Genomic DNA, 25,687 nt, shown 5'->3' with positions numbered 1-25,687 from the left:
TTGTCAGGCGGAGACGATCTCTTCGGCAGCCGGGGCGCATTGCGCCTGGTGCGTGGCCTGATGTGACGCCTCGTGCATGGGCATCTCGGTCAGGCCCGGGTAGTACACGTGCAGGCTGACCGCCGGTTCGAGGGAGTCGTTGACGACCTCGTGCACGTACCCCGGGGCGAACACGCGCTGGGCCCCGCCGGCGAGGGTGCGCCGGCCGCGCTCGGTCCGCTCGGTCAGCTCGCCCTCCAGGACGGTCAGGACACCGGACGAGCGGCCGTGGTCGTGCAGCCCGCTGCCCTGGCCGGGGACCCAGGACAGCAGCCATACCTCGTAGCCGGGCCCGGTGCGGAGCCGGTGGTACCAGCGGGTCGTGGCGTCGTACCGCACCAGGTGGGCCCACTGCGCGCGGTCGGCGGCGAGCTCGCGGGCCAGGCCGACGAACTCGGCCACGGTGGTGGGGTGCTCCTTGGCGGGCTGGAGCAGGTGCGGGACCTCAAGGATGTCGCCCGCGATCTGAAGGTCGCTGTCGCTGTTCATGGGTGCGGTGGTTCCTCGGCAGAACGTTGCAGGTGAGTGCAGGGAAGTGCGGGAGTGACGCGGAGGCGGCGACGCGGAAGAGGCGTCGGCCTCGGGAAGTTCGCTGGAGCGCTTACGGCATCAACAGCTGGAACAGCAACAGCAACAGCGCGCCTGGACAGCGCTGCGGAACCCACGGACGTGGGTCGCGGAGTGCGCTGTGGTCGCTGGCATGGCATCAAAGGTGGCGGGCGGCGTCCCGACTGTCAACTCAATGCCCGATTTGGCGGCAATGTTTCACCTCATCCGGTTACTCCGTGTGGAGAAAGGTTTGCGCAGTCGGAGGGTGGGAGACATGGCGCAGCAGCAGTGCCCGTAAACGCGGCGGGGGCTCCGTGATCGGACTGTGATCCGGATCGCTTCCGTGGCTGGATCGCAACATGATCCACGTCCCGGGCGTCTCTCTCCTCGAGAGAGGGCGGCGTCGTCAAGGCGGTGGGGTGTGTCATGGTTTTTGGCGATTTGAACACTTTCCGCATAGCCTTGGTTCCGCAGAGTGAATACGGGGCCCAATAGCAGATCTCGGCTTGACTCGCGCGGAGCTACGAACTTGTAATTTCACTCGTGTCGTTCGGCCGAAAGGCGACGGCAACGCACGGGGACGCAAATGACGGACGAGGGGCGCACATGACCGAGTTGTTCCAGGAACTGCTGGTCGAGGACGCGGACGACGAACTCGGCTGGCAGGAGCGCGCACTGTGCGCCCAGACCGATCCGGAGTCCTTCTTCCCCGAGAAGGGCGGCTCGACCCGGGAGGCCAAGAAGGTCTGCCTGGCCTGCGAGGTCCGCTCCGAATGCCTCGAGTACGCCCTGCAGAACGACGAACGCTTCGGCATCTGGGGCGGTCTGTCCGAGCGGGAGCGCCGCCGCCTGAAGAAGGCCGCCGTCTAGTACCGATCAGGCCGCCGGGCCGAGGTCGCGGGTCGACGCACCGTCCGGCACCGTCCGGCGTACCGACCGCCGCCGACCGGCCACCACGCGAGAACAGCTGTCCGCCGCCCGTGCATCGCGCACGGGCGGCGGACGCTTTTGTTCAGCCCGTGTGGGCAACCCCTGCGCACGGCCCCGTCCACGACCCCTGTGCACACCCCCTGTCCACAGCCCTTTGTCCACAGGCTGCGAACCCGGCTCCCCACAGCCGTTAGTGTGGGCCTCCGTCCGAGAGCTCCCCACGCCCCCCGCGGGCGACCCCCGGTGCCGGAGGGCCCGTACCTCGATGTCCGCAACTCCCGAGTTTCCGCGCCACGTCGTCACCGCCGTGCTCGTCTCCCACGACGGCGCACGCTGGCTGCCCGACGTCCTCGCCGGGCTGCTCGCCCAGGAGCGCCCCGTCCAGAACGTCATCGCCGCCGACACCGGCAGCGCCGACGACTCCGCCCGCCTGCTCACCGAGGCGCTCGGCGACGACCGCGTGCTCCACCTCGCCCGCCGCACCGGCTTCGGCGCCGCCGTCGAGGAGGCCGCGCGCACCGCGCCCGTCCTCGGCCCGGAGGAGCTCGAGTACCTCAAGCGCCCCAGCGGCTGGGACCCGGTCAGCCGGACCTGGCGCGACGACGCGTACGACATGCCCGAACTGCCGCACGGCGAACCGGTGCAGTGGCTCTGGCTGCTCCACGACGACTCCGCCCCGGCCCCCGACGCCCTCGCCGAACTCCTGCGCGTCGCCGACGCCGACGCGTACGCGGCCGTCGTCGGCCCCAAGCTGCGCGGCTGGTACGACCGCAAGCAGCTGCTCGAGGTCGGCGTCTCCATCGCCCGCAGCGGCCGCCGCTGGACCGGCCTCGACCGCCGCGAGCAGGACCAGGGCCAGCACGACCAGGTCCGCTCCGTCCTGTCCGTCTCCTCCGCGGGCATGCTGATCCGGCGCGACGTCTTCGAGCAGCTCGGCGGCTTCGACCGCCGGCTGCCGCTGATGCGCGACGACGTCGACCTGTGCTGGCGCGCCCACTCCGCAGGCCACAGCGTCCTCGTCGCCCCCGACGCGATCCTGCGGCACGCCGAGGCGTCCGCCCGCGAGCGCCGCACCGTCGACTGCGTCGGCCGCTCCGCCTCCCGCCCGTCGCCCGACCACCACCCCTCAACGACGCGCTTCGCGCGGCAGGGTGCGTCTCCGCACCGCGTCGACAAGTCCGGCGCCGTCTACACGCTGCTCGCCAACACCCGTGGCGCCGCCCTGCCGTACGTCCTGCTCCGGCTGGTCGTCGGCACCCTGCTGCGCACCCTCACCTACCTCGTGGGCAAGGTCCCCGGCCAGGCCGTCGACGAGGTCATGGGCCTGTTCGCCGTGCTGCTGCGGCCCGAGCGGATCTTCGCCGCCCGCCGCCGGCGCAAGAACCCGGCCGTCGCCCCGAACGAACTCAAGGCGCTCTTCCCCGCGCCCGGCGCCACCGTCCGCGCCACCGTGGAACAGGCCGTCTCCAACTTCGGCGGCTCCGACGCCGAATCCGGCGGCTCCCGGCACGGCGTCGTCGAGTCCGGGCCCGGCGGTGACGACGCCGACTACCTGGAGATCGAGCAGTTCGCCCGGCTGAAGAAGATCGCCCGCAAGCCCGGCCCGGTCCTCTTCGCCCTGCTGCTCCTGGTCTCCCTCGTCGCCTGCCGCGGCCTGTTCGCCGGCGGTGCGCTCACCGGCGGCGCCCTGCTGCCCGCCCCCGACTCCGTCGCCGAACTCTGGGGCCGGTACGCGGACACCTGGCACCCCCTCGGCACCGGCGGCACCCAGACCGCCCCGCCCTACCTCGCCGTGCTCGCCGGGCTCTCCGCCCTGTTCCTCGGCTCCACCGGCTTCGCGCTGACCCTGCTGCTCGTCTGCTCGGTGCCGCTCGCCGGCTTCACCGCGTACTTCGCCGCCCGGCCGCTCGTCGAGTCCCGGCTGCTGCGCGCCTGGGGCGCCATCGCGTACGCCTTCCTGCCCGCCGTCACCGGAGCGCTCGCCACCGGCCGGCTCGGCACCGCCGTCCTCGCGATCATGCTGCCGCTGATCGCCCGCGCCGCCGTCGCCGCCCACGGCTTCAACCGGCCCGACCGCGGCAGTTGGCGCGCCACCTGGGCGTACGCCTTCCTGCTCACCTTCACCATGGCGTTCACGCCGATCGTGTGGCCGATCGCCGTCGTGCTCGGCCTGGCCGTGCTGGTGGTGCGCCGCTCCGACCTGCCCGCCTACGGCCTGCGGTTCCTCGCCACCGTCGGCACCCCGGTGCTGGTGCTCGCCCCCTGGTCGCTCACGCTGCTGACCGACCCCGGCGCGTTCCTGCGCGAGGCCGGTCTCGACCTCGGCCCCGGCGCCGCCTCCGCGCTCGACCTGCTGGCGCTCAGCCCCGGCGGTCCCGGCACCGTCGGCGGGCTGCTGCTGCTCGGCGTCGTGCTCGCCGCCCTGGCCGGTCTGCTCCGCGAGGAGCGGCAGTTCGCCGTCCGCACCGCCTGGGCCGCCGCCCTCGTCGGCCTGGTCTTCGCCGTGCTCGCCAACGCCTCCGGCTGGGCGGGCCCGGCCACCCTCGTCTACGGCGCGGCCCTGCTCGCCGCCGGCATGATCGGCGCGGAGGGCGGCCGCACCCGCGTCGCCGCCCACGGCTTCGGCTGGCGCCAGCCGGTCGCCGCCCTGGTCGCGCTGGCCGCCGCGCTCGGCCCGCTGGCGGCCGCCGCCGGCTGGATGATCGGCGGTGCCGACGGCCCGCTGACCCGCCGCGACCCCGTGCAGGTCCCGGCGTTCGTCGCCGAGGAGTCCGGCACTCGCGACCAGCCCCGCACCCTCGTCCTCGGCGGCGCCTCGCCCGGCGAGGTCCAGTACGCCCTGGTCCGTGGCTCCGGCGGCGTCCTCGGCGACGCCGAACTCGCCACCACCGGCGGCGGCGACCCGCGCCTCGACAAGGTCGTCGCGCACCTGGTGGCCGGCTCCGGCGCCGACCAGACCGACCAGCTCAGCGGCTTCGCGATCCGCTACGTCCTGGTCCGCGACGGCGCGCCGCGCCAGATGAGCCGCGTCCTCGACGCCACCCCGGGCCTGAGCCGGCTCAGCCAGCTCGACGGCAGCGCCCTCTGGCGGGTCGACCGCCAGGTCGCCCGCGCCACCATCGTGCCGCCGGCCCGCGGCGACGAGCCCGTCGAGCCCCTGCCGGTCGCCTCCGACCGGGTCGAGGCGCACACGAAGATCCCCTCCGGCCCGGACGGCCGGATCCTGCGCATCGCCGACCGCGCCGACGACGGCTGGACGGCCACCCTCGACGGCAAGCCGCTGACGAAGACCACCGTCGACGGCTGGGCCCAGGGCTTCGAACTCCCCGCCGACGGCGGCCGGCTCGACCTCACGTACGAGGCGCCGCTCACCCACACCGTGTGGGTCTGGGCGCAGGCGTTCCTCGCCGTCGTCCTCCTGGTGCTCGCCCTGCCGGGCCGGCGCCGCGAGATCGACGACGACCTGCCGGAGGAGGACGTCGTCATCCCCGCCCAGGCGATGGAGGGCGACGGCCGCCGCGCCCGCCGGCTGCGCGCCGCCGCCGAGGCGGAGGCCGCCGCCGCGGCGGAGACGGCCGGCGACGCGGAGCCCGAGCCGGTTCCGGTGCCCGCGCAGGCGGAGCCGTACGCCGATCCGTACGGGCAGCAGCAGCCCTACGGCGACCAGCAGGGCTACGACCCGTACGGCCAGGCCCAGCAGCAGTACGCCGATCCGTACGCCCAGCAGGGCTATGACCCGTACGCCCAGCAGCAGGGCTACGCGGACCCGTACGCCCAGCCGCAGTACGGCGATCAGCAGTACGGCGACCAGCAGGGCTACGACCCGTACGGCCAGGTCCCGCAGCAGTACGACGGGTACGGCCAGGGCGACGCCTACGGCCAGGGCTACGGGTACGGCAACGAGACCGAGCAGCGTCCCGACGGGAGCAGCAACCAGTGAAGCGCACCACCCTCTCCCTGATCGCGGCCGCCACCGCCCTCGCCGCCGTCACCGGCTTCGCCGCCCTGACGGCCCCCGATGGCACGAAGACGGCCGACCTGTCGCTGCCGCTCGGGCTGCCCGTCGAGCGCACCACCCTGCTCTGCCCCGTGCCCAGCAGCTCCGAGGTCGCCGAGACCACTTACACCTCGTACACCCCGCCCGGGCAGGGCGCCGGCTCCGCCCAGGGCGCGGGCGGCAAGGGCGACGCGGACAAGCCCGCCGACAAGGCCGAGCTGCTGCCGTCCACGGTCACCCTCGTCGACACCGACCCCAAGAAGGCCGCCGACGCGGCGAAGAAGCCCACGCCCACCAAGCCCACGCTCAGCCTGACCAAGCCCGGCACGCCCGTCACCGCCCAGGTGAACGGCCCCGCCGCCCCCGCCCTCGTCGGCACCGCGACCGGCGCCCTCGCGCCCGGCTGGACGACCCAGCTGTCGACCGTCGTCCCGGCCGGCGGTGCCCGCGGCCTGCTCGGCGTCACCTGCACGCCGCCCGACACCGACGTCTGGTTCCCGGCCGCCTCCACCGCCAAGGAGCGCCAGGACTACGTCCACCTGACGAACCCCGACGACACCGCCGCCGTGGCCGACATCGAGCTGTACGGGCCCGGCGGCAAGCTCAAGTCCGTGCTGACGGACGGCATCTCCGTGCCGGCCCGCTCCAGCGTCCCGGTGCTGCTCTCCACGCTGACCGCCGAGGCCCCCGCGGCCGACGTGACCGTGCACGTGACGACGCGTACCGGACGGGTCGGCGCGGTCGTCCGGGTCGCCGACGACAAGATCGGCAGCGACTGGCTGCCGGCCTCCGCCGACCCCGCCGCCACGGCCGTGCTGCCCGGCATCCCCGCCGACGCGACCGGCGTCCGGCTCGTCGCGTACGCGCCCGGCGACGACGACGCCGAGCTCAAGGTCAAGTTCGTCGGGGCGTCCGGCACGATCGTCCCGGCCGGCGGTGAGTCGCTGACCGTGAAGTCCGGCATGACCGCCGCCCTCGACCTGCCGAACCTGACCCGCGGCGAGGCGGGCGCGCTGATGATCGTCCCGGCCGACCCCAAGCGGCCGACGCCGGTGGTGGCGGCGCTGCGCGTGGTGCGCGGCAAGCCCGGCAAGCAGGAGCTCGGCTTCGTCCAGGCCACCGCGCCGGTCACCGTCCGCGGCACCGCCGCCGACAACCGCGCCGCCAGCTCGACGCTCTCGCTGACCGCGCCGGGCGAGACCGCCCAGGTGAAGGTGACCGCCTCGGCGGGCAGCGGCGGCGGGGCGACCGTCTCCAAGACGGTCACGGTCAAGGCGGGCACGACGACCGCGTTCGCCCCGCCGGTCCCGTCCGGGCTGAAGGGCGGCTACGCGCTGACGGTCGAGCACGTCTCGGGCGGGCCGGTGCACGCGGCCCGGATGCTGGCGCTGCCGGAGGACGGCGTCCCGATGTTCACGATCCAGGCCATCGGCGACGACCGGGGCACCGTCGACGTCCCCACGGCCCGCCAGGACCTGTCGGTCCTCGACGACTGACCTGGCGGGGGTACGGGCGGTCTCGCTCCTTCGGGAGGTCTCGTCCCGCGGTCGGGCTCAGTCCTGCCCGTACCGCGGGTCGACCGACTCCGGGGAGAGGCCGAGGAGATCGGCGACCTGCTCCACGACCACCTCGTGGACCAGCGTCGCCCGCTCCTCGCGGCTCTTCGTACGGATCTCCACGGGCCGCCGGTAGACGACCACCCGGGCGGGGCCGTCCTTCTTGGCCGGCACGGAGCCGCCCAGCGGGACGGTGTCCTCCCGGACGTCCGGCGGCACCTCCATCACCAGGAACTCGACGTCGACCAGCTGAGGGAACCGCCGCTCCAGGCGCTCCACCGAGTCCAGGACCAGATCGCGGAAGGTGTCGGCGCGGCTCGCCGACAGCGGGACCTGGGGCGGCGCGACGGGGCCCCGCATACCTCGGCCGTGGCGGTCCCGCCGGCGGATCCGCGGCTCGGTCGGTCGGGGCGGCACAGAACTGTCCATCACTCACGCAGGGTAGCCCCGAACGGACCGATCGGGCCGTCTCCGGGGGCCGATCGAGCCGCCCTCGGCGTACGGTCGCGCCGAGCCCGAGTACGGTCGCGCCGATCCCGAGTCCGGTCACGCCGTATCCCGAACCCGATCGCGTCGTCACGCGAGCCGATCGCGCGGTCTCCGCCGCCCGGAGGCGCCCGGCGCGCGCCCTCCGCGTCCGTGCGCCGGTGTCCGACCGCCCCCTACGCCGGGGTCACCCCCGCCTCCTCAGGACTGTCGATAGTTGAACATTCCGGCCACGCATGGGCCCGAATCGACACGTCCCCGCGATCGCCTCCCGGGCCGTGGTTGACCGGTTTTCTCCCCATCGCTGTCCGGAACCCGTCCTGCCCCCGACCGCCCTCCCCACCTCCCGCGCAGGTCAGGACCGTCGGGCGGAACGGCCCCGTGGCGGACGTCACCATGCGACACGGTGGAGTGACCTGGTGGAGAGTCGTCGCGGCCCGCTCAAGAGTGCGGTACCGTCCAACGTCGTGAGCCCTGTACGTCGCTGTTCGCGCACCGCGTGCGGCCGCCCTGCCGTCGCGACGCTGACGTACGTCTACGCCGACTCGACTGCGGTCCTCGGCCCGCTCGCCACCTACGCCGAGCCCCACTGCTACGACCTGTGCGCCGAGCACAGCGAGCGCCTCACCGCGCCCCGCGGCTGGGAGGTCGTCCGGCTCTCCGACGGCTCCGCCCCGGCCCGGCCCAGCGGCGACGACCTGGAGGCCCTGGCCAACGCCGTGCGCGAGGCGGCCCGTCCGCAGGAGCGCGCCGCCGAGGCGGGCGGCGGTGGCGGCAAGGGCGGCCGCGGCGGCGAGGTGGGCCGCCGGGGCCACCTGCGCGTGCTCCGCTCCCCGGACTCCTGACACCGGACCCCTGACACCGAGGCTGCCCTGCCCACCGCATTCCTGAAGTACGGAGCACGGACCTCCGGAATCCAGACGGACCCGTTTCGTACGCGCTGTCCCGAAGCCGCCCTGCCGGTCTCCCCGCGGCGGCGGGTAGTTTGGGCGTTCCGTACACGCGCCGCAACCGCGTGCAGGTGACCTCAGGAAGGTGAGTCCGTGGCTGCTGATCTCTCGCAGATCGTGAAGGCGTACGACGTCCGCGGAGTTGTTCCGGACCAGTGGGACGAGGAGCTCGCCGAGCTCTTCGGCGCGGCCTTCGTCCAGGTGACGGGCGCGGACGGGATCGTCGTCGGCCACGACATGCGTCCCTCGTCGCCCGGCCTCGCCGGCGCCTTCGCCCGCGGCGCCGCCGCGCAGGGTGCGGACGTGACCCTGATCGGCCTCTGCTCGACCGACCAGCTGTACTTCGCGTCCGGGCAGCTCTCGCTGCCGGGTGCCATGTTCACCGCCTCGCACAACCCGGCCCGGTACAACGGCATCAAGATGTGCCGCGCGGGCGCCGCTCCCGTCGGCCAGGACACCGGCCTCTCCGAGATCCGCGCCCTCGTCGAGCGCTGGTCCGAGCAGGGAGCGCCGCAGCCCGCCGGGCGGACCGGCACGGTCGCCGAGCGGGACACCCTCGGCGACTACGCCGCGTACCTGAAGTCGCTGGTCGACCTGACGGCGATCCGTCCGCTGAAGGTCGTCGTGGACGCCGGCAACGGCATGGGCGGCCACACCGTCCCCACCGTCTTCGACGGGCTCCCGCTGGACCTCGTCCCGATGTACTTCGAGCTCGACGGCACCTTCCCCAACCACGAGGCCAACCCGCTCGACCCGAAGAACCTCGTGGACCTGCAGGCCCGCGTGCAGGCCGAAGGCGCGGACCTGGGCCTCGCCTTCGACGGCGACGCCGACCGCTGCTTCGTCGTCGACGAGCACGGCGACCCGGTCTCCCCGTCGGCGATCACCGCGCTGGTCGCCGCGCGCGAGCTGGCCAAGGCGCCCGGCGGGACGATCATCCACAACCTCATCACCTCGTGGTCCGTGCCCGAGGTCGTCCGCGAGAACGGCGGCACGCCGGTGCGGACCCGAGTGGGGCACTCCTTCATCAAGGAGGAGATGGCGAAGAGCGGCGCGATCTTCGGCGGCGAGCACTCGGCGCACTACTACTTCAAGGACTTCTGGAACGCCGACACCGGCATGCTCGCCGCGCTGCACGTCCTCGCCGCGCTCGGCGGCCAGGAGGGCCCGCTGTCGCAGCTGGTCGCCTCGTACGACCGGTACGCCGCCTCCGGCGAGATCAACTCCACCGTCGCCGACCAGACGGCCCGGATGACCGCGGTGAAGCAGGCGTACGAGGGGCAGGACGACATCACCCTCGACGAGCTGGACGGGCTGACCGTGACCGCCCCCGACTGGTGGTTCAACCTGCGCGCCTCCAACACCGAGCCGCTGCTCCGCCTGAACGTCGAGGCCCGCGACGCGAGCACCGTCGAGCGGCTGACCCAGCAGGTCCTGGCGATGGTCCGCGCGACGGACTGACGCCCGCCCGCCGGGGCCTCCCGCGTGCCCCGCCCGGGCCGCGCGGGAGGTTCCCCGGCGGTAGGCTGACCTGGCCCGACGGGGCGCCGACCGGACGCCGGGAGGGCGCCGCCACCACGTCTGTCCGAAGGGGACACCACATGCCGCTCGAAGCCGGCCTCCTGGAGATCCTGGCCTGCCCGGCCTGCCACGCTCCGCTGAACGACCGCTCGGCGGACGAGACCCCCGAGCTGGTCTGCACGGGCGCCGACTGCGGCCTGGCCTACCCGGTCCGCGACGGCATCCCGGTCCTGCTCGTCGACGAGGCCCGCCGCCCCGCGTAGGACGCCGCAGGAAGACCGTCGGCCGACGTCCGCGTTGTACGAGTGGTGACGGTGGGACCCGTGGGACCCCGAGCCCGGCCGAAGGGCGGGCGCACCCCACGGACCCGCCCCGCTCCGCCCCGCACCCGCATCCCGGAGGCACCATGCTGGACGAGACCCTGCTCGACGCCCCGGAGGCCCTCGCCCGTGCCGACCGCCGGGGCCTTCTGCGCGCCGCCGCCGAGGCGGGCGCCCGGGTCCGTACCGCCGCCCGGCACGCCGCCGAGGCCGGTATCGCGGACCTGCGCCCCGACGGCCGACCGCGCACCGTCCTCGTCGCCGGCCCCGGCGCCGCCGCCGTCGGCGTCGCCGACCTCGTCGGCGCCCTCGCCGGAGCGGCCGCCCCCGTCATCCGGCTGCGGCCCACCGGCGTCGCCCCCGCCGCCGGCGCCCTGCGCTGGGAACTCCCCGGCTGGGCGAGCCCCCTCGACCTGCTCCTGATCCCCACCACCGACGGCGCCGAGCCCGGCCTCGCGCTGCTCGCCCAGCAGGCGTACCGGCGCGGCATCACCGTCGTCGCCGTCGCCCCGCAGCGCTCCCCGCTCGCCGAGTCCGTCGTCGCCGCCCGCGGCCTGGTCGTCCCGCTGGCGATCGCCCCGCACGCGATGTACGACGAGGAGATCCTCGCCGCCAGCCCCGGCTCGCTGTGGGCGCTGTTCACGCCGCTGCTGGTGCTCCTCGACCGGGTCGGCCTGTTCACCGCCCCGCCCGAGACGCTGGAGAAGGTCGCCGACCGGCTCGACCGCACCGCCGAGCGCTGCGGCCCCGCCATCGCCACGTACGACAACCCGGCCAAGACCCTCGCCGCCGAGCTCGCCGACTCGCTGCCGCTGATCTGGACCGAGGGCGAGACCGCCGGCCCCGTCGGCCGCCGCTTCGCCGCCGTGCTCGCCGAACTCGCCGGACTGCCCGCGCTCGCCGCCGAACTGCCCGAGGCGCTGCCCTCGCACGGCGTGCTGCTCGTCGGCGGCTACGCCGCGGGCGCCGACCCCGACGACTTCTTCCGCGACCGCGTCGAGGAGCCGCAGGCCCTGCACGCCCGCGTCGTCCTGCTCCGCGACCGCCCCGCCGGCGGGCTGACCGCCGCCCCCGCCGCCCGCGAACTCGCCCTCAGCCACGACACGCCGATCAGCGAACTCGAGCCCGCGCTCGAACCGCAGGACGAGCCCGAGGCGGAGGACGGCACCCTCGAAGCCCTCGCCGAACTGCTGGCCGTGACGGATTTCGCGGCCGTTTACCTGTCGCTCGCCTCGGCCGTGGACGCTGCCGGAAGCACCGGGGCAACCGAACCGCCGACCGCGGCGTCCGACTCGACGACGCGCGACGCCGACGGCGGTTCGTGACCGTCCCGAGCCCTGCCCGACGTACCGAGCACGCTGGAGCGCCCGATGGACCGCCTCTCCAACACCGTCCGCCCCTACGCCTGGGGATCCACGACGGCCATCCCGGAACTGCTCGGCACCGCCCCCACCGGTGAGCCGCAGGCCGAGTTGTGGATGGGCGCCCACCCCGGCGCCCCGTCGGTCACCCCGCGCGGGCCGCTCAACGAGGTGATCGCCGCCGACCCGGTAGGCGAACTCGGCGCCGCCGCCGTCGAGGAGTTCGGCCCCCGGCTGCCGTTCCTCTTCAAGATCCTCGCGGCCGGCGCCCCGCTCTCCCTCCAGGTCCACCCCGACCTCGCGCAGGCGCGGTCCGGACACGCCGCCGAGGAGGCCGCCGGCATCCCCGTCGACGCCCCGCACCGCAACTACAAGGACGCCAACCACAAGCCCGAACTCCTCTGCGCCCTCACCCCGTTCGACGGGCTCTGCGGCTTCCGCGCCCCCGACGAGGCCGCCGACCTGATCGCCGCCCTCGGCGTCGACTCGCTCAAGCCGTACGTCGACGTCCTGCACGCCCACCCCGAGGACGCCGCGCTGCGCGAGGTCCTGACCGCGCTGCTGACCGCCGAGCGCCACGAGATGGCACACACCGTCGCCGAGGCGGCCGCGGCCGCCGCCCACCTCGGGGGCGACCACGCCGTGTACGCCGAACTCGCCCACCACTTCCCCGGCGACCCGGGCGTCCTCGCCGCCATGCTGCTCAACCGCGTCCGGCTCCAGCCCGGCGAAGGGATCTTCCTCGGCGCCGGTGTCCCGCACGCCTACCTCAGCGGGCTCGGCGTCGAGATCATGGCCAACTCCGACAACGTGCTGCGCTGCGGACTCACCCCCAAGCACGTCGACGTCCCCGAACTGCTGCGCGTCGTCCGCTTCGAGCCCGGCGAGCCCGGTGTGCTCCGCCCCGAGGCGTCGCCGTCCGGCGAGGAGCTGTACGACACCCCGATCGACGAGTTCCGGCTCTCCCGCTACGTCCGCTCCGAAGGAGCCGTGCCCACCGACATCACCGCCGAGGGCCCGCAGATCCTGCTCGCCACCGCAGGCCGGCCCACAGCAGGCGAAGTCACCCTCGCCCCGGGGGAGTCGGTCTTCGTTCCCGCAGGCGAAAAGACCGAACTGTCCGGTACGGGGACGCTCTTCCGCGCCACGGTCGCCGCCTGAGGTAAAAAGGTGCGGCCGAACAGCGGCCGCGCCCCGGGACCACGGGCCCAGGGGCGGCACCGACGAAGGGAACACACAGACCCATGAGCGCGTCAGGCGGAACCAAGGCGATCGTGGCGGCACTCGCCGCCAATCTCGCGATCGCCGCAGCCAAGTTCGTGGCGTTCCTCTTCAGTGGTTCGTCCTCGATGCTCGCCGAGAGCGTCCACTCGCTCGCCGACTCCGGCAACCAGGGGCTGCTGCTCCTCGGCGGCAAGAAGGCCCAGCGCGAGGCGACCCCGCAGCACCCGTTCGGCTACGGCCGCGAGCGCTACATCTACGCCTTCCTCGTCTCCATCGTGCTGTTCTCCGTCGGTGGCATGTTCGCCATCTACGAGGGCTACCTGAAGATCAAGGAGCCGCACGAGATCGAGCACTGGTACTGGCCGGTCGGCGTCCTGGTCTTCGCGATCATCGCCGAGACGTTCTCCTTCCGCACCGCCATCAAGGAGTCGAACGCGATCCGCGGCGAGCTCTCCTGGAAGGAGTTCGTCCGCCGGGCCAAGGCACCCGAGCTCCCGGTCGTCCTCCTGGAGGACCTCGGCGCGCTGGTCGGCCTGGTCCTCGCCCTCGGCGGTGTCGGCCTCGCCCTCCTCACCGGCGACGGCATCTGGGACGGCATCGGCACCCTGTGCATCGGCATCCTGCTCATCGCGATCGCGATCGTGCTCGCCGCCGAGACCAAGTCGCTGCTGCTCGGCGAGTCCGCCGGCCTCGAGGACGTCAAGAAGATCGAGGAGGCGGCCGTCGACGGCGAGACCGTCACCCGCCTCATCCACATGCGCACCCTGCACCTCGGCCCGGAGGAGCTGCTCGTCGCCGCCAAGGTCGCGGTCCGCCACGACGACACCGCCGCCCAGGTCGCCACCGCGATCGACGCCGCCGAGCAGCGCATCCGCGCGGCCGTGCCGATCGCCCGGGTGATCTACCTGGAGCCGGACGTCTACAGCGAGGCCGCCGCCCAGGCCGGCCCGGACCCGGCCGCCACCCCCGGCGGCCCGGGCCCGACCGCGGACCACTGACGCCCGGGGCACGCACGCCCCGAGACACCCACGCAGGGCCGAGGCCCCGGCGGCCGGAAACGGCTCCCCGGGGCCTCGGCCATGCCCCGCCGCTGCGCCGATCGGTGTAGATTCGTAACGCCAGACGTCGCTGCTGATGGCGGTCGGGCGGCCCGCACGGGCCGACCGAGGGAGAGAGGGCCTCCGACGACTGCACCGCGGGTTTTCCCGGGCATTCGTATGCCCGCTGCCGTGGTGCCGGCGTGCCCGAACGAGCCTCGAAACCCGAACCACGAGGAGCAGCTCCGTCATGACGACTGTCGTCAACCAGGACTTCAAGGTCGCCGACCTCTCGCTGGCGGCCTTCGGCCGCAAGGAGATCACCCTCGCCGAGCACGAGATGCCCGGCCTGATGTCGATCCGCAAGGAGTACGCGGACCAGCAGCCGCTCGCCGGCGCCCGCATCACCGGCTCCCTGCACATGACCGTGCAGACCGCCGTCCTCATCGAGACCCTGGTCGCTCTCGGTGCCGAGGTCCGCTGGGCCTCCTGCAACATCTTCTCCACCCAGGACCACGCCGCCGCGGCCATCGCCGTCGGCCCGAACGGCACCCCGGAGAACCCCCAGGGCGTCCCGGTCTTCGCCTGGAAGGGCGAGACCCTGGAGGAGTACTGGTGGTGCACCGAGCAGGCCCTGACCTGGCCGAACACGCCCACCGGCGGCCCGAACATGATCCTCGACGACGGCGGTGACGCGACCCTGCTCGTCCACAAGGGCGTCGAGTTCGAGAAGGCCGGCGCGGCCCCGGACCCGTCCACCGCGGACAGTGAGGAGTACGGCCACATCCTCCGTCTCCTCAACCGCACCCTCGTCGAGAGCCCGCAGAAGTGGACCCAGCTGGCGTCCGACATCCGCGGCGTCACCGAGGAGACCACCACCGGCGTCCACCGTCTCTACGAGATGATGCAGGCCGGCACCCTCCTCTTCCCGGCGATCAACGTGAACGACGCCGTGACGAAGTCGAAGTTCGACAACAAGTACGGCTGCCGCCACTCCCTGATCGACGGCATCAACCGCGCCACCGACGTCCTCATCGGCGGCAAGACCGCCGTCGTCTGCGGCTACGGCGACGTCGGCAAGGGCTGCGCCGAGTCCCTCCGCGGCCAGGGCGCCCGCGTGATCATCACCGAGATCGACCCGATCTGCGCCCTGCAGGCGGCGATGGACGGCTACCAGGTCGCCACCCTCGACGACGTCGTCGAGACGGCCGACATCTTCATCACGACCACCGGCAACAAGGACATCATCATGGCCACGGACATGGCCAAGATGAAGCACCAGGCGATCGTCGGCAACATCGGTCACTTCGACAACGAGATCGACATGGCCGGCCTCGCGCAGCTCCCCGGCATCGTCAAGGACGAGGTCAAGCCGCAGGTCCACACCTGGACCTTCCCCGACGGCAAGGTCCTCATCGTGCTGTCCGAGGGCCGTCTGCTGAACCTCGGCAACGCGACCGGTCACCCGTCCTTCGTGATGTCGAACTCCTTCGCGGACCAGACCCTGGCCCAGATCGAGCTCTTCACCAAGCCGGAGCAGTACCCGACCGACGTCTACACGCTGCCGAAGCACCTCGACGAGAAGGTCGCCCGTCTGCACCTCGCGTCCCTGGGCGTGAAGCTGACGACCCTCCGCCCGGAGCAGGCCGCGTACATCGGCGTCAAGGTCGAGGGCCCGTACAAGCCGGACCACTACCGCTACTGACGTACCGCGCCCGGTGCGTCCCGCGTGTCCGTGCACGGACACGCGGGCGCCCGGTACGGCCGTCCGTAACGGAAAAGGCAGGCCCCCGCACCCCCGTGCCGGGGGCCTGCCTCGTCCCGACTACCGCCCCAGGAAGCACCCCGAGGATCCGGACCCATGCCCCGCGGCCGTTATTCGCTCTACGATCCGCACGATCACACCCCCCTCGGTGAAGAGCACTTCCACTGCGCGCCCGGCCCCTCCGGCTGGCGCTACGTCTCACAGATCACCGCCCCCTCCGGCGACCACGCAGGCTCCGTCGACCTGGCCGTCGACGAACTGGGCCGCCCGATCCGCCTGGAACTCCACGCCCTGAGCTGGCAGGTCCGCGGAGCCGCCCTCGACGGCGTCACCTGGGTCCGCACGGACCCCACCGGAACCCACGCCACCGAAGGCAATGTGCGCGCCCACGCCTTCACCGGCTCGTCCCCGGCGTTCCTCGTCGCGATCAGTCGTCTGCTGCGTCTCACCCCCGATTCCCCCGCGACCCGCGTACGGCTGGTCGCCTTCACGGATCCGGTCCTCGCCCCCCTCACGGTCGACCAGTCCTGGGCCCTGATGAAGAGTGAAGCGCACGCCACTGACAACGGGGTGCTCATGGTGGACGAGTACCAGGTCAGCGCCCTGGACACGGGCGAGCAGCACACCGTCCACCTCGCCGGCGACGTGGTCCTGGCGGCCCCCGGCATCGAACTCGAGGACCTCGACACCCCGCCGTCGGTCTTCCCCGCCTAGGCGGGCGGCGCGAAGCCCGTCGACGCCGGCGGCCGGGACTGCGTGACCGGCTGGGGAACGGGCTCCGTGGGCGGAGGCGCGGCCTGCGTGACGGGCTGCGGCACAGGCTGAGCGGTGTGCATCGGGGGAGTACCGCCCACCGCCTGCGAACCGTGGGCCTGGGCCGCACCCGCCGCCGGACCGGCCGTGGCGGCCGCCGCGACGGCCCGGCGCGTGTCGCGCGCCTGCCGCTCGGCCACGACACCGGCCAGAAACGCGTCCGCGGGCACCCCGGCCGGCGGGGGCGTACCGGTCCGCGCGACGAGATCGTTCGCGAGCCGCTCCGCCAGCGCCCGCCCGACGTGCGGGTCCAGCTGGCGCGCACGCGTCAGGTACTGCCGTATCGCCAGCCACAGCTCGTCCGGCACCGAGGAGAGATCCAGCTGCGTGAACCGCCCGACGAGCCACGGCGGAGGAGGCGGAACCGGCACGGCCCGCGCCGCGGTCACGCGCTCCCGCACCACCAGCGTCCCGGCGAACACGTCACCGAGCCGCCGGCCGCGCGCCGAGACGAGCGACGCGATACAGGCGACGATGCCCATCGTCATCATGATCTCCGCGACGCCCATCGCCCCGCGCATCAGCGCATGCCGGAACCGGATAGGCCCGCCGTCGTCCCGTACGACCCGCAGCCCGCAGGCCAGCTTCCCGAGCGACCGCCCGCGCGACAGCGTCTCCACCGCGATCGGCCCCCCGACCAGCACCAGCAGGAACGAGGCGATGGACATCGCCGTCCGCGCGGCACTGTCCAGCGAAGACGTCGCCACGGTGAGCGTCACCGAGAGCACCAGGTAGACGACCCACACCACGACGAGGTCGATGAACACCGCCAGCGCCCGGCTCGGCAGCCGCGCCGGCTGCAGCCCCAGATAGACGGCGTCCCCCGTCACAACCCCACTCACGTGCCCACCCTTCGTCGACCTTCTCGTCCCCACCGAACGCCAGTCTGCCAAGCTGGCCCGCAGCGCGCCGCAGTAGTACGGACCCGTCCGCATCCAGTGCCTGGAGCAGCAGCCGATCATGGACCTCGACGTCTACGTCACCGCCCACCGTGCCGAGTGGGAACGCCTCGACCACCTCCTGAGCCGAGGCGGAAAGCTCACCGGAGCCGAGGCCGACGAACTCGTCGCCCTCTACCAGCGCACCGCCACCCACCTGTCGCTCATCCAGTCCAGTTCGCCGGACCCGATGCTCACCGCCCGGCTCACCCAACTGGTCGCCCGCGCCCGCGCCACCGTCACCGGCGCCCGCCGCGCCTCCTGGCGCGACGCCCTGCACTTCCTGACCGCCGGATTCCCCGCCGCCGTCTACCGCTCGCGCCGCTGGTGGATACCCGCGGCGCTCCTTTCCACGCTGGTCGCCGTGATCATCGGCTGGTGGATCGCCGCCAACCCCGACGTCCAGGCCACCATCGGTGCTCCGGCGGAACTCCGCGAGATGACCCGCCCCGGCGGCCAGTACGAGACGTACTACTCGAGCCACCCGGCGGCCTCGTTCGCCGCCCAGGTCTGGACGAACAATGCCCAGGCGGCCGCGGTCTGCCTGGTCCTCGGCGCGTTCCTGGGCATCCCGGTGCTCTGGATCCTGTTCCTGAACATGCTGAACCTGGGCGTCGGTATCGGCCTGATGTCCGCCGCCGGCCGCCTCGACGTCTTCCTGGGGCTGATCCTTCCGCACGGCCTGCTCGAGCTGACCGCCGTCTTCGTCGCCGCCGGAACCGGCCTGCGCCTGGGCTGGACGGTCATCGACCCCGGCCCGACGACCCGCCGCGTCGCCCTGGCCCAGCAGGGGCGTGCGGCGATCGGCATGGCGATGGGCCTGGCGCTGGTGCTGTTCGTGTCGGGCCTGATCGAAGGCTTCGTCACTCCGTCGGGCCTGCCGACCTGGGCCCGCATCACCATCGGCGTCGTGGCCGAGCTGGCCTTCCTCGCGTACGTGTACGTGCTCGGCGGCCGAGCCGCCCGCGCCGGCGAGACGGGCGACGTCGCCCTGCCGGACCGCAGCGCCGAACTCCCGACCGCCGCCTGATGTGCGGAGCACTCCGCTGAGCTGCTAGTCTCCTCTTCGCCCGCAAAAACTGTTGACACAGTCGGAGCGGGGAGGTAGATTCAAACGGTTGCCTCGGACTGGACATGACCGAGGATCACAGCTAGTATCTATCTCACTCCGGTCCGGAATTAAGTTTCCGCGGAGTCACCCTCGATTCCTTATCCGGATCACGAAGCCGATTCGCTCGGCGGAAATGCTTCTGATAAAGTCGAGAAAGCCGGAAGGGCCCCAAGCGAAAGCGAAGGGACCGGAAAGCAGCCGAAAGGCACCGAGGAAATCGGATCGGAAAGATCTGATAGAGTCGGAAACGCAAGACCGAAGGGAAAAGCCCGGAGGAAAGCCCGAGAGGGTGAGTACAAAGGAAGCGTCCGTTCCTTGAGAACTCAACAGCGTGCCAAAAATCAACGCCAGATTAGTTGATACCCCGTCCATCTTCGGATGGTCGAGGTTCCTTTGAAAAGTCCATCCCGCTTGCGGGGTGGCAATACACAGCGAGGACGCTGTGAACGATCGGTCATATTCCGACCGACTCGTTCCGCTCAACGCGAGTGTCACCCGATTACGGGTAAACATTCACGGAGAGTTTGATCCTGGCTCAGGACGAACGCTGGCGGCGTGCTTAACACATGCAAGTCGAACGATGAAGCCCTTCGGGGTGGATTAGTGGCGAACGGGTGAGTAACACGTGGGCAATCTGCCCTTCACTCTGGGACAAGCCCTGGAAACGGGGTCTAATACCGGATACGACTGCGGGAGGCATCTCCTGCGGTGGAAAGCTCCGGCGGTGAAGGATGAGCCCGCGGCCTATCAGCTTGTTGGTGGGGTAATGGCCTACCAAGGCGACGACGGGTAGCCGGCCTGAGAGGGCGACCGGCCACACTGGGACTGAGACACGGCCCAGACTCCTACGGGAGGCAGCAGTGGGGAATATTGCACAATGGGCGAAAGCCTGATGCAGCGACGCCGCGTGAGGGATGACGGCCTTCGGGTTGTAAACCTCTTTCAGCAGGGAAGAAGCGAAAGTGACGGTACCTGCAGAAGAAGCCCTAACTAACTACGTGCCAGCAGCCGCGGTAATACGTAGGGCGCAAGCGTTGTCCGGAATTATTGGGCGTAAAGAGCTCGTAGGCGGCTTGTCGCGTCGGATGTGAAAGCCCGGGGCTTAACCCCGGGTCTGCATTCGATACGGGCAGGCTAGAGTGTGGTAGGGGAGATCGGAATTCCTGGTGTAGCGGTGAAATGCGCAGATATCAGGAGGAACACCGGTGGCGAAGGCGGATCTCTGGGCCATTACTGACGCTGAGGAGCGAAAGCGTGGGGAGCGAACAGGATTAGATACCCTGGTAGTCCACGCCGTAAACGTTGGGAACTAGGTGTTGGCGACATTCCACGTCGTCGGTGCCGCAGCTAACGCATTAAGTTCCCCGCCTGGGGAGTACGGCCGCAAGGCTAAAACTCAAAGGAATTGACGGGGGCCCGCACAAGCAGCGGAGCATGTGGCTTAATTCGACGCAACGCGAAGAACCTTACCAAGGCTTGACATATACCGGAAAGCATTAGAGATAGTGCCCCCCTTGTGGTCGGTATACAGGTGGTGCATGGCTGTCGTCAGCTCGTGTCGTGAGATGTTGGGTTAAGTCCCGCAACGAGCGCAACCCTTGTCCTGTGTTGCCAGCATGCCCTTCGGGGTGATGGGGACTCACAGGAGACCGCCGGGGTCAACTCGGAGGAAGGTGGGGACGACGTCAAGTCATCATGCCCCTTATGTCTTGGGCTGCACACGTGCTACAATGGCAGGTACAAAGAGCTGCGATGCCGCGAGGCGGAGCGAATCTCAAAAAGCCTGTCTCAGTTCGGATTGGGGTCTGCAACTCGACCCCATGAAGTCGGAGTTGCTAGTAATCGCAGATCAGCATTGCTGCGGTGAATACGTTCCCGGGCCTTGTACACACCGCCCGTCACGTCACGAAAGTCGGTAACACCCGAAGCCGGTGGCCCAACCCTTGTGGAGGGAGCCGTCGAAGGTGGGACTGGCGATTGGGACGAAGTCGTAACAAGGTAGCCGTACCGGAAGGTGCGGCTGGATCACCTCCTTTCTAAGGAGCACAGCACCGATTGCAGACAAACGTTCTGCACGGTCAGCTCATGGGTGGAACGTTGATTAGTTGGCACGATTCTTCAGAGTCTCCTGTTAGTACTGCTTCGGCGTGGAACACGGGAAGAACCGAGAAGGTCGTGCTTGGCACGTTGTTGGGTATCTGAGGGTACGGCCGTAAGGTTTGTATCTTCGCGATGCTTACCCCAGTGAACTCGCCTTGTTGTGGCGGGGTGATGGGTGGCTGGTCGTTGCTTGAGAACTACACAGTGGACGCGAGCATCTGTGGCCAAGTTTTTAAGGGCGCACGGTGGATGCCTTGGCACCAGGAACCGATGAAGGACGTGGGAGGCCACGATAGTCCCCGGGGAGCCGTCAACCAGGCTTTGATCCGGGGGTTTCCGAATGGGGAAACCCGGCAGTCGTCATGGGCTGTCACCCACTGCTGAACACATAGGCAGTGTGGAGGGAACGAGGGGAAGTGAAACATCTCAGTACCCTCAGGAAGAGAAAACAACCGTGATTCCGGGAGTAGTGGCGAGCGAAACCGGATGAGGCCAAACCGTATGCGTGTGAGACCCGGCAGGGGTTGCGCATACGGGGTTGTGGGATCTCTCTTTCACAGTCTGCTTAAGCTGTGAGGCGAGTCAGAAACCGTTGATGTAGGCGAAGGACATGCGAAAGGTCCGGCGTAGAGGGTAAGACCCCCGTAGCTGAAACGTCAGCGGCTTGCTTGAGAGACACCCAAGTAGCACGGGGCCCGAGAAATCCCGTGTGAATCTGGCGGGACCACCCGCTAAGCCTAAATATTCCCTGGTGACCGATAGCGGATAGTACCGTGAGGGAATGGTGAAAAGTACCGCGGGAGCGGAGTGAAATAGTACCTGAAACCGTGTGCCTACAAGCCGTGGGAGCGTCGGAACCCTTCGGGGTTCTCGTGACTGCGTGCCTTTTGAAGAATGAGCCTGCGAGTTTGCGGTGTGTTGCGAGGTTAACCCGTGTGGGGAAGCCGTAGCGAAAGCGAGTCCGAATAGGGCGATTCAGTAGCGCGCTCAAGACCCGAAGCGGAGTGATCTAGCCATGGGCAGGTTGAAGCGGAGGTAAGACTTCGTGGAGGACCGAACCCACCAGGGTTGAAAACCTGGGGGATGACCTGTGGTTAGGGGTGAAAGGCCAATCAAACTCCGTGATAGCTGGTTCTCCCCGAAATGCATTTAGGTGCAGCGTCGTGTGTTTCTTGCCGGAGGTAGAGCACTGGATAGGCGATGGGCCCTACCGGGTTACTGACCTTAGCCAAACTCCGAATGCCGGTAAGTGAGAGCACGGCAGTGAGACTGTGGGGGATAAGCTCCATGGTCGAGAGGGAAACAGCCCAGAGCATCGACTAAGGCCCCTAAGCGTACGCTAAGTGGGAAAGGATGTGGAGTCGCAGAGACAACCAGGAGGTTGGCTTAGAAGCAGCCACCCTTGAAAGAGTGCGTAATAGCTCACTGGTCAAGTGATTCCGCGCCGACAATGTAGCGGGGCTCAAGCGTACCGCCGAAGTCGTGTCATTGCAGTACATACCCCCAACGGGGACTGTGATGGGTAGGGGAGCGTCGTGTGCCGGGTGAAGCAGCCGCGGAAGCGAGTTGTGGACGGTTCACGAGTGAGAATGCAGGCATGAGTAGCGATACACACGTGAGAAACGTGTGCGCCGATTGACTAAGGGTTCCTGGGTCAAGCTGATCTGCCCAGGGTAAGTCGGGACCTAAGGCGAGGCCGACAGGCGTAGTCGATGGACAACCGGTTGATATTCCGGTACCCGCTTTGAAACGCCCAATATCGAGCCCATTAATGCTAAGGCCGTGAAGCCGCCCCGGAGCCTTCGGGCAAAGGGGAGTGGTGGAGCCGCCGACCCAAGGTGGTAGTAGGTAAGCGATGGGGTGACGCAGGAAGGTAGTCCAGCCCGGGCGGTGGTTGTCCCGGGGTAAGGGTGTAGGGCGCTGTCTAGGCAAATCCGGACAGCACATAGCCTGAGACCTGATGCCGAGCCGATTGTGGTGAAGTGGATGATCCTATGCTGTCGAGAAAAGCCTCTAGCGAGTTTCATGGCGGCCCGTACCCTAAACCGACTCAGGTGGTCAGGTAGAGAATACCGAGGCGTTCGGGTGAACTATGGTTAAGGAACTCGGCAAAATGCCCCCGTAACTTCGGGAGAAGGGGGGCCATCACCGGTGAAGGAACTTGCTTCCTGAGCTGGGGGTGGCCGCAGAGACCAGCGAGAAGCGACTGTTTACTAAAAACACAGGTCCGTGCGAAGCCGTAAGGCGATGTATACGGACTGACGCCTGCCCGGTGCTGGAACGTTAAGGGGACCGGTTAGCTCTGTTTCGACAGGGCGAAGCTGAGAACTTAAGCGCCAGTAAACGGCGGTGGTAACTATAACCATCCTAAGGTAGCGAAATTCCTTGTCGGGTAAGTTCCGACCTGCACGAATGGCGTAACGACTTCTCGACTGTCTCAACCATAGGCCCGGTGAAATTGCACTACGAGTAAAGATGCTCGTTTCGCGCAGAAGGACGGAAAGACCCCGGGACCTTTACTACAGTTTGATATTGGTGTTCGGTTCGGCTTGTGTAGGATAGGTGGGAGACTTTGAAGCGGCCACGCCAGTGGTTGTGGAGTCGCCGTTGAAATACCACTCTGGTCGTGCTGGATGTCTAACCTCGGTCCGTGATCCGGATCAGGGACAGTGTCTGATGGGTAGTTTAACTGGGGCGGTTGCCTCCCAAAGGGTAACGGAGGCGCCCAAAGGTTCCCTCAGCCTGGTTGGCAATCAGGTGTTGAGTGTAAGTGCACAAGGGAGCTTGACTGTGAGACCGACGGGTCGAGCAGGGACGAAAGTCGGGACTAGTGATCCGGCGGTGGCTTGTGGAAGCGCCGTCGCTCAACGGATAAAAGGTACCCCGGGGATAACAGGCTGATCTTCCCCAAGAGTCCATATCGACGGGATGGTTTGGCACCTCGATGTCGGCTCGTCGCATCCTGGGGCTGGAGTCGGTCCCAAGGGTTGGGCTGTTCGCCCATTAAAGCGGTACGCGAGCTGGGTTTAGAACGTCGTGAGACAGTTCGGTCCCTATCCTCTGTGCGCGCAGGAATATTGAGAAGGGCTGTCCCTAGTACGAGAGGACCGGGACGGACGAACCTCTGGTGTGCCAGTTGTTCTGCCAAGGGCATGGCTGGTTGGCTACGTTCGGGAGGGATAACCGCTGAAAGCATCTAAGCGGGAAGCCTGCTTCGAGATGAGTATTCCCACCTCCTTGAGAGGGTAAGGCTCCCAGTAGACGACTGGGTTGATAGGCCGGATGTGGAAGCCCAGTAATGGGTGGAGCTGACCGGTACTAATAGGCCGAGGGCTTGTCCTCAGCTGCTCGCGTCCACTGTGTTAGTTCTGAAGTAACGAACACGCCCCCCTACGGGTGGTGCGGCGGTTCAACTTCATAGTGTTTCGGTGGTCATAGCGTTAGGGAAACGCCCGGTTACATTCCGAACCCGGAAGCTAAGCCTTTCAGCGCCGATGGTACTGCAGGGGGGACCCTGTGGGAGAGTAGGACGCCGCCGAACAATCATTGTGGGAAAGCCCCGCACCATCTGGTGCGGGGCTTTTCTGCGTTGTGGGTTTCTACCCCATGCTCCATGGGTTCGATCTCCTCGACAGACAGTTCGTCGGGTCGTCGAGGAGATCCAGGTCCATCAGAGGCGGCCGGCCGCCTTCAGTGCCAGATAGGCATCCGCCAGCGCCGGCGCGAGGGTGTCCGGCGTCGCGTCGACGACCGTGACGCCGTGGCGCTGAAGCTGTTCCGCCGTGCGGAGGCGCTGGGCCTGGGCCTGGGCGCCGGCGGCTGCCTCGTACACGGCGTCGACCGTGCCGCGGGCGCGGGCCATCTCGGCGGTGTGCGGATCGGCGACGGAGGCGACCACGACCGTGTGCCGCTGGGTGAGCTGGGGGAGGACCGGCAGCAGGCCCTCCTCGATCGGGGCGGAGTCCACGCTGGTCAGCAGGACGAGGAGCGAACTGCGCGGAGCCTTGGCCAGGGCGGTCGCGGCGAGGGAGCGGGCGTCGGTCTCGACGAGCTCGGGTTCGAGCGGGGCCATGGCGTTGACCATGGCGGGCAGGACGTCGGTCGCGGACCGGCCGAGGACCTGGGCGCGGACGCGGCGGTCGTACGCCAGGAGGTCCACGCGGTCGCCGGCGCGGGAGGCCAGGGCGGTGAGGAGGAGAGCTGCGTCCATCGAGGCGTCGAGGCGCGGGACGTCGCCGACGCGGCCGGCCGAGGTGCGGCCGGTGTCGAGGACGATGAGGATGTGGCGGTCGCGCTCGGGGCGCCAGGTGCGGACGGCGACGGTGGTCTGGCGGGCGGTGGCTCGCCAGTCGATGGAGCGGGTGTCGTCGCCGGGGACGTACTCGCGGAGGCTGTCGAACTCGGTGCCCTCACCGCGCGTCAGCACGCTGGTGCGGCCGTCGAGTTCACGGAGCCGGGCCAGCCGGGAGGGCAGGTGCTTGCGGCTGGTGAACGGGGGCAGGACGCGGACCGTCCAGGGCACCTCGTGGTTGCTCTGACGGGCCGCCAGGCCCAGCGGGCCGAAGGAGCGGACGGTGACGCGGGTGGCCTTGCGCTCGCCGCGGCGCGTCGGACGCAGGACGGTGGTGAGCCGCCGGCGTTCCCCCGCAGGGATCGTCAGTTCGTGTCGGGACGCGGCCTGTTCGGTGCCGGGGAGCCAGCTGCTCGGCGGCCAGGCGTCGCGGACGCGGGCCCGCAGCTTGCGGCGCGAGGGGTTGGTGACGGTGAGCTGCACGGTCGCCTCGTCACCCAGTCGAACTGACGTATCACCACTTCGGGTGAAACGCAGCGCTCGCACTGGCGCGGCCATCGCGTAGTCGCACAGAATTGCGAGGGAGAGGGGCGCGTTCACCGCCAGCATCCCCGTCCAGCTGGGGGCGAGGATGCCGACGGGGAGCGAGCCGATGGCGGCGAGGAGCGCGGTTCGTCCGGTCAGAGCCACGTCGCTGCC

At 69.7% G+C, this 25,687-nt stretch carries 16 protein-coding genes and 3 rRNA genes; 15 read left to right on the top strand and 4 right to left on the bottom strand.

Translation table 11 applies throughout. The features are described 5' to 3' along the window. Positions 1-3: 3 nt before the first annotated feature. A complete protein-coding gene (locus ABZO31_RS12685) occupies positions 4-528 on the bottom strand; it encodes a cysteine dioxygenase (protein ID WP_406861263.1) in 525 nt (174 codons plus the stop codon). A 666-nt stretch (positions 529-1,194) separates the two neighbouring features. On the opposite strand from ABZO31_RS12685, the gene ABZO31_RS12680 reads away from it, so the two are divergent. The 3 genes from ABZO31_RS12680 to ABZO31_RS12670 all read left to right on the top strand — a co-directional run bounded on the left by ABZO31_RS12680 (position 1,195) and on the right by ABZO31_RS12670 (position 7,011). Beyond that, positions 1,195-1,458 (top strand): WhiB family transcriptional regulator, encoded by a 264-nt coding sequence (locus ABZO31_RS12680; protein ID WP_318106492.1) that lies wholly within the window; start codon positions 1,195-1,197, stop codon positions 1,456-1,458. 325 nt (positions 1,459-1,783) lie between these two features. After that, positions 1,784-5,458: a glycosyltransferase family 2 protein gene (locus tag ABZO31_RS12675; RefSeq protein ID WP_406861262.1), complete on the top strand. Its 3,675-nt coding sequence runs from the start codon at positions 1,784-1,786 to the stop codon at positions 5,456-5,458. Continuing rightward, complete coding sequence (locus tag ABZO31_RS12670; protein WP_406861261.1) at positions 5,455-7,011, top strand: DUF5719 family protein; 1,557 nt, start codon at positions 5,455-5,457, stop codon at positions 7,009-7,011. The genes ABZO31_RS12675 and ABZO31_RS12670 overlap by 4 nt, the downstream gene beginning before the upstream one ends. 57 nt (positions 7,012-7,068) lie before the next feature. Here ABZO31_RS12670 and ABZO31_RS12665 read toward each other — a convergent pair whose 3' ends face one another. Further along, positions 7,069-7,500: a metallopeptidase family protein gene (locus ABZO31_RS12665; protein ID WP_406865331.1), complete on the bottom strand. Its 432-nt coding sequence runs from the start codon at positions 7,498-7,500 to the stop codon at positions 7,069-7,071. Between the two features lie 476 nt (positions 7,501-7,976). On the opposite strand from ABZO31_RS12665, the gene ABZO31_RS12660 reads away from it, so the two are divergent. The 8 genes from ABZO31_RS12660 to ABZO31_RS12625 all read left to right on the top strand — a co-directional run bounded on the left by ABZO31_RS12660 (position 7,977) and on the right by ABZO31_RS12625 (position 16,449). Continuing rightward, positions 7,977-8,402, top strand: a complete 426-nt coding sequence (locus ABZO31_RS12660) for a DUF3499 domain-containing protein (protein ID WP_406861260.1) — start codon at positions 7,977-7,979, stop codon at positions 8,400-8,402. Between the two features lie 198 nt (positions 8,403-8,600). Next, complete coding sequence (locus ABZO31_RS12655; RefSeq protein ID WP_406861259.1) at positions 8,601-9,968, top strand: phosphomannomutase/phosphoglucomutase; 1,368 nt, start codon at positions 8,601-8,603, stop codon at positions 9,966-9,968. Between the two features lie 140 nt (positions 9,969-10,108). Then, positions 10,109-10,291 (top strand): Trm112 family protein, encoded by a 183-nt coding sequence (locus ABZO31_RS12650; protein WP_406861257.1) that lies wholly within the window; start codon positions 10,109-10,111, stop codon positions 10,289-10,291. A gap of 143 nt (positions 10,292-10,434) precedes the next feature. Further along, positions 10,435-11,673: an SIS domain-containing protein gene (locus ABZO31_RS12645; RefSeq protein ID WP_406861256.1), complete on the top strand. Its 1,239-nt coding sequence runs from the start codon at positions 10,435-10,437 to the stop codon at positions 11,671-11,673. A gap of 45 nt (positions 11,674-11,718) precedes the next feature. After that, a complete protein-coding gene (gene manA / locus ABZO31_RS12640) occupies positions 11,719-12,870 on the top strand; it encodes a mannose-6-phosphate isomerase, class I (RefSeq protein ID WP_406861255.1) in 1,152 nt (383 codons plus the stop codon). Between the two features lie 83 nt (positions 12,871-12,953). Continuing rightward, the gene (locus ABZO31_RS12635) at positions 12,954-13,931 is read left to right on the top strand and encodes a cation diffusion facilitator family transporter (RefSeq protein ID WP_406861254.1); all 978 of its coding nucleotides are present in this window, start codon (positions 12,954-12,956) and stop codon (positions 13,929-13,931) included. 289 nt (positions 13,932-14,220) lie between these two features. Continuing rightward, the gene (ahcY, locus tag ABZO31_RS12630) at positions 14,221-15,675 is read left to right on the top strand and encodes an adenosylhomocysteinase (protein ID WP_406861253.1); all 1,455 of its coding nucleotides are present in this window, start codon (positions 14,221-14,223) and stop codon (positions 15,673-15,675) included. Between the two features lie 156 nt (positions 15,676-15,831). After that, entirely contained in the window at positions 15,832-16,449 is a 618-nt protein-coding gene (locus tag ABZO31_RS12625) for a hypothetical protein (protein ID WP_406861252.1), read from the top strand. On the opposite strand, the gene ABZO31_RS12620 is transcribed toward ABZO31_RS12625, so the two are convergent. After that, the gene (locus tag ABZO31_RS12620) at positions 16,446-17,390 is read right to left on the bottom strand and encodes an RDD family protein (RefSeq protein WP_406861251.1); all 945 of its coding nucleotides are present in this window, start codon (positions 17,388-17,390) and stop codon (positions 16,446-16,448) included. The genes ABZO31_RS12625 and ABZO31_RS12620 overlap by 4 nt on opposite strands. A 118-nt stretch (positions 17,391-17,508) precedes the next feature. On the opposite strand from ABZO31_RS12620, the gene ABZO31_RS12615 reads away from it, so the two are divergent. The 4 genes from ABZO31_RS12615 to rrf all read left to right on the top strand — a co-directional run bounded on the left by ABZO31_RS12615 (position 17,509) and on the right by rrf (position 24,238). Next, positions 17,509-18,516 carry a stage II sporulation protein M gene (locus tag ABZO31_RS12615; RefSeq protein WP_406861250.1) on the top strand — a complete coding sequence of 336 codons (1,008 nt, stop codon included), beginning with the start codon at positions 17,509-17,511 and terminating at the stop codon, positions 18,514-18,516. A gap of 593 nt (positions 18,517-19,109) precedes the next feature. After that, positions 19,110-20,633, top strand: a 16S ribosomal RNA gene (locus tag ABZO31_RS12610). 286 nt (positions 20,634-20,919) lie between these two features. Further along, a 23S ribosomal RNA gene (locus tag ABZO31_RS12605) occupies positions 20,920-24,039 on the top strand. Positions 24,040-24,121: 82 nt separating this feature from the next. Beyond that, positions 24,122-24,238: ribosomal RNA gene (rrf, locus tag ABZO31_RS12600) — 5S ribosomal RNA — on the top strand. The 16S, 23S and 5S rRNA genes sit together here, the layout of an rRNA operon. A gap of 129 nt (positions 24,239-24,367) precedes the next feature. On the opposite strand, the gene ABZO31_RS12595 is transcribed toward rrf, so the two are convergent. Next, positions 24,368-25,678, bottom strand: coding sequence for a DUF58 domain-containing protein (locus ABZO31_RS12595; protein WP_406861249.1), 1,311 nt, complete (start codon positions 25,676-25,678; stop codon positions 24,368-24,370). Positions 25,679-25,687 lie beyond the last annotated feature (9 nt).

This window comes from Streptomyces solicamelliae (assembly GCF_045348655.1).
Classification (GTDB): domain Bacteria; phylum Actinomycetota; class Actinomycetes; order Streptomycetales; family Streptomycetaceae; genus Streptomyces; species Streptomyces solicamelliae.
The sequence above is the reverse complement of the archived record's forward strand: the minus strand, read 5'-3'. Positions and strand labels throughout refer to the sequence as shown.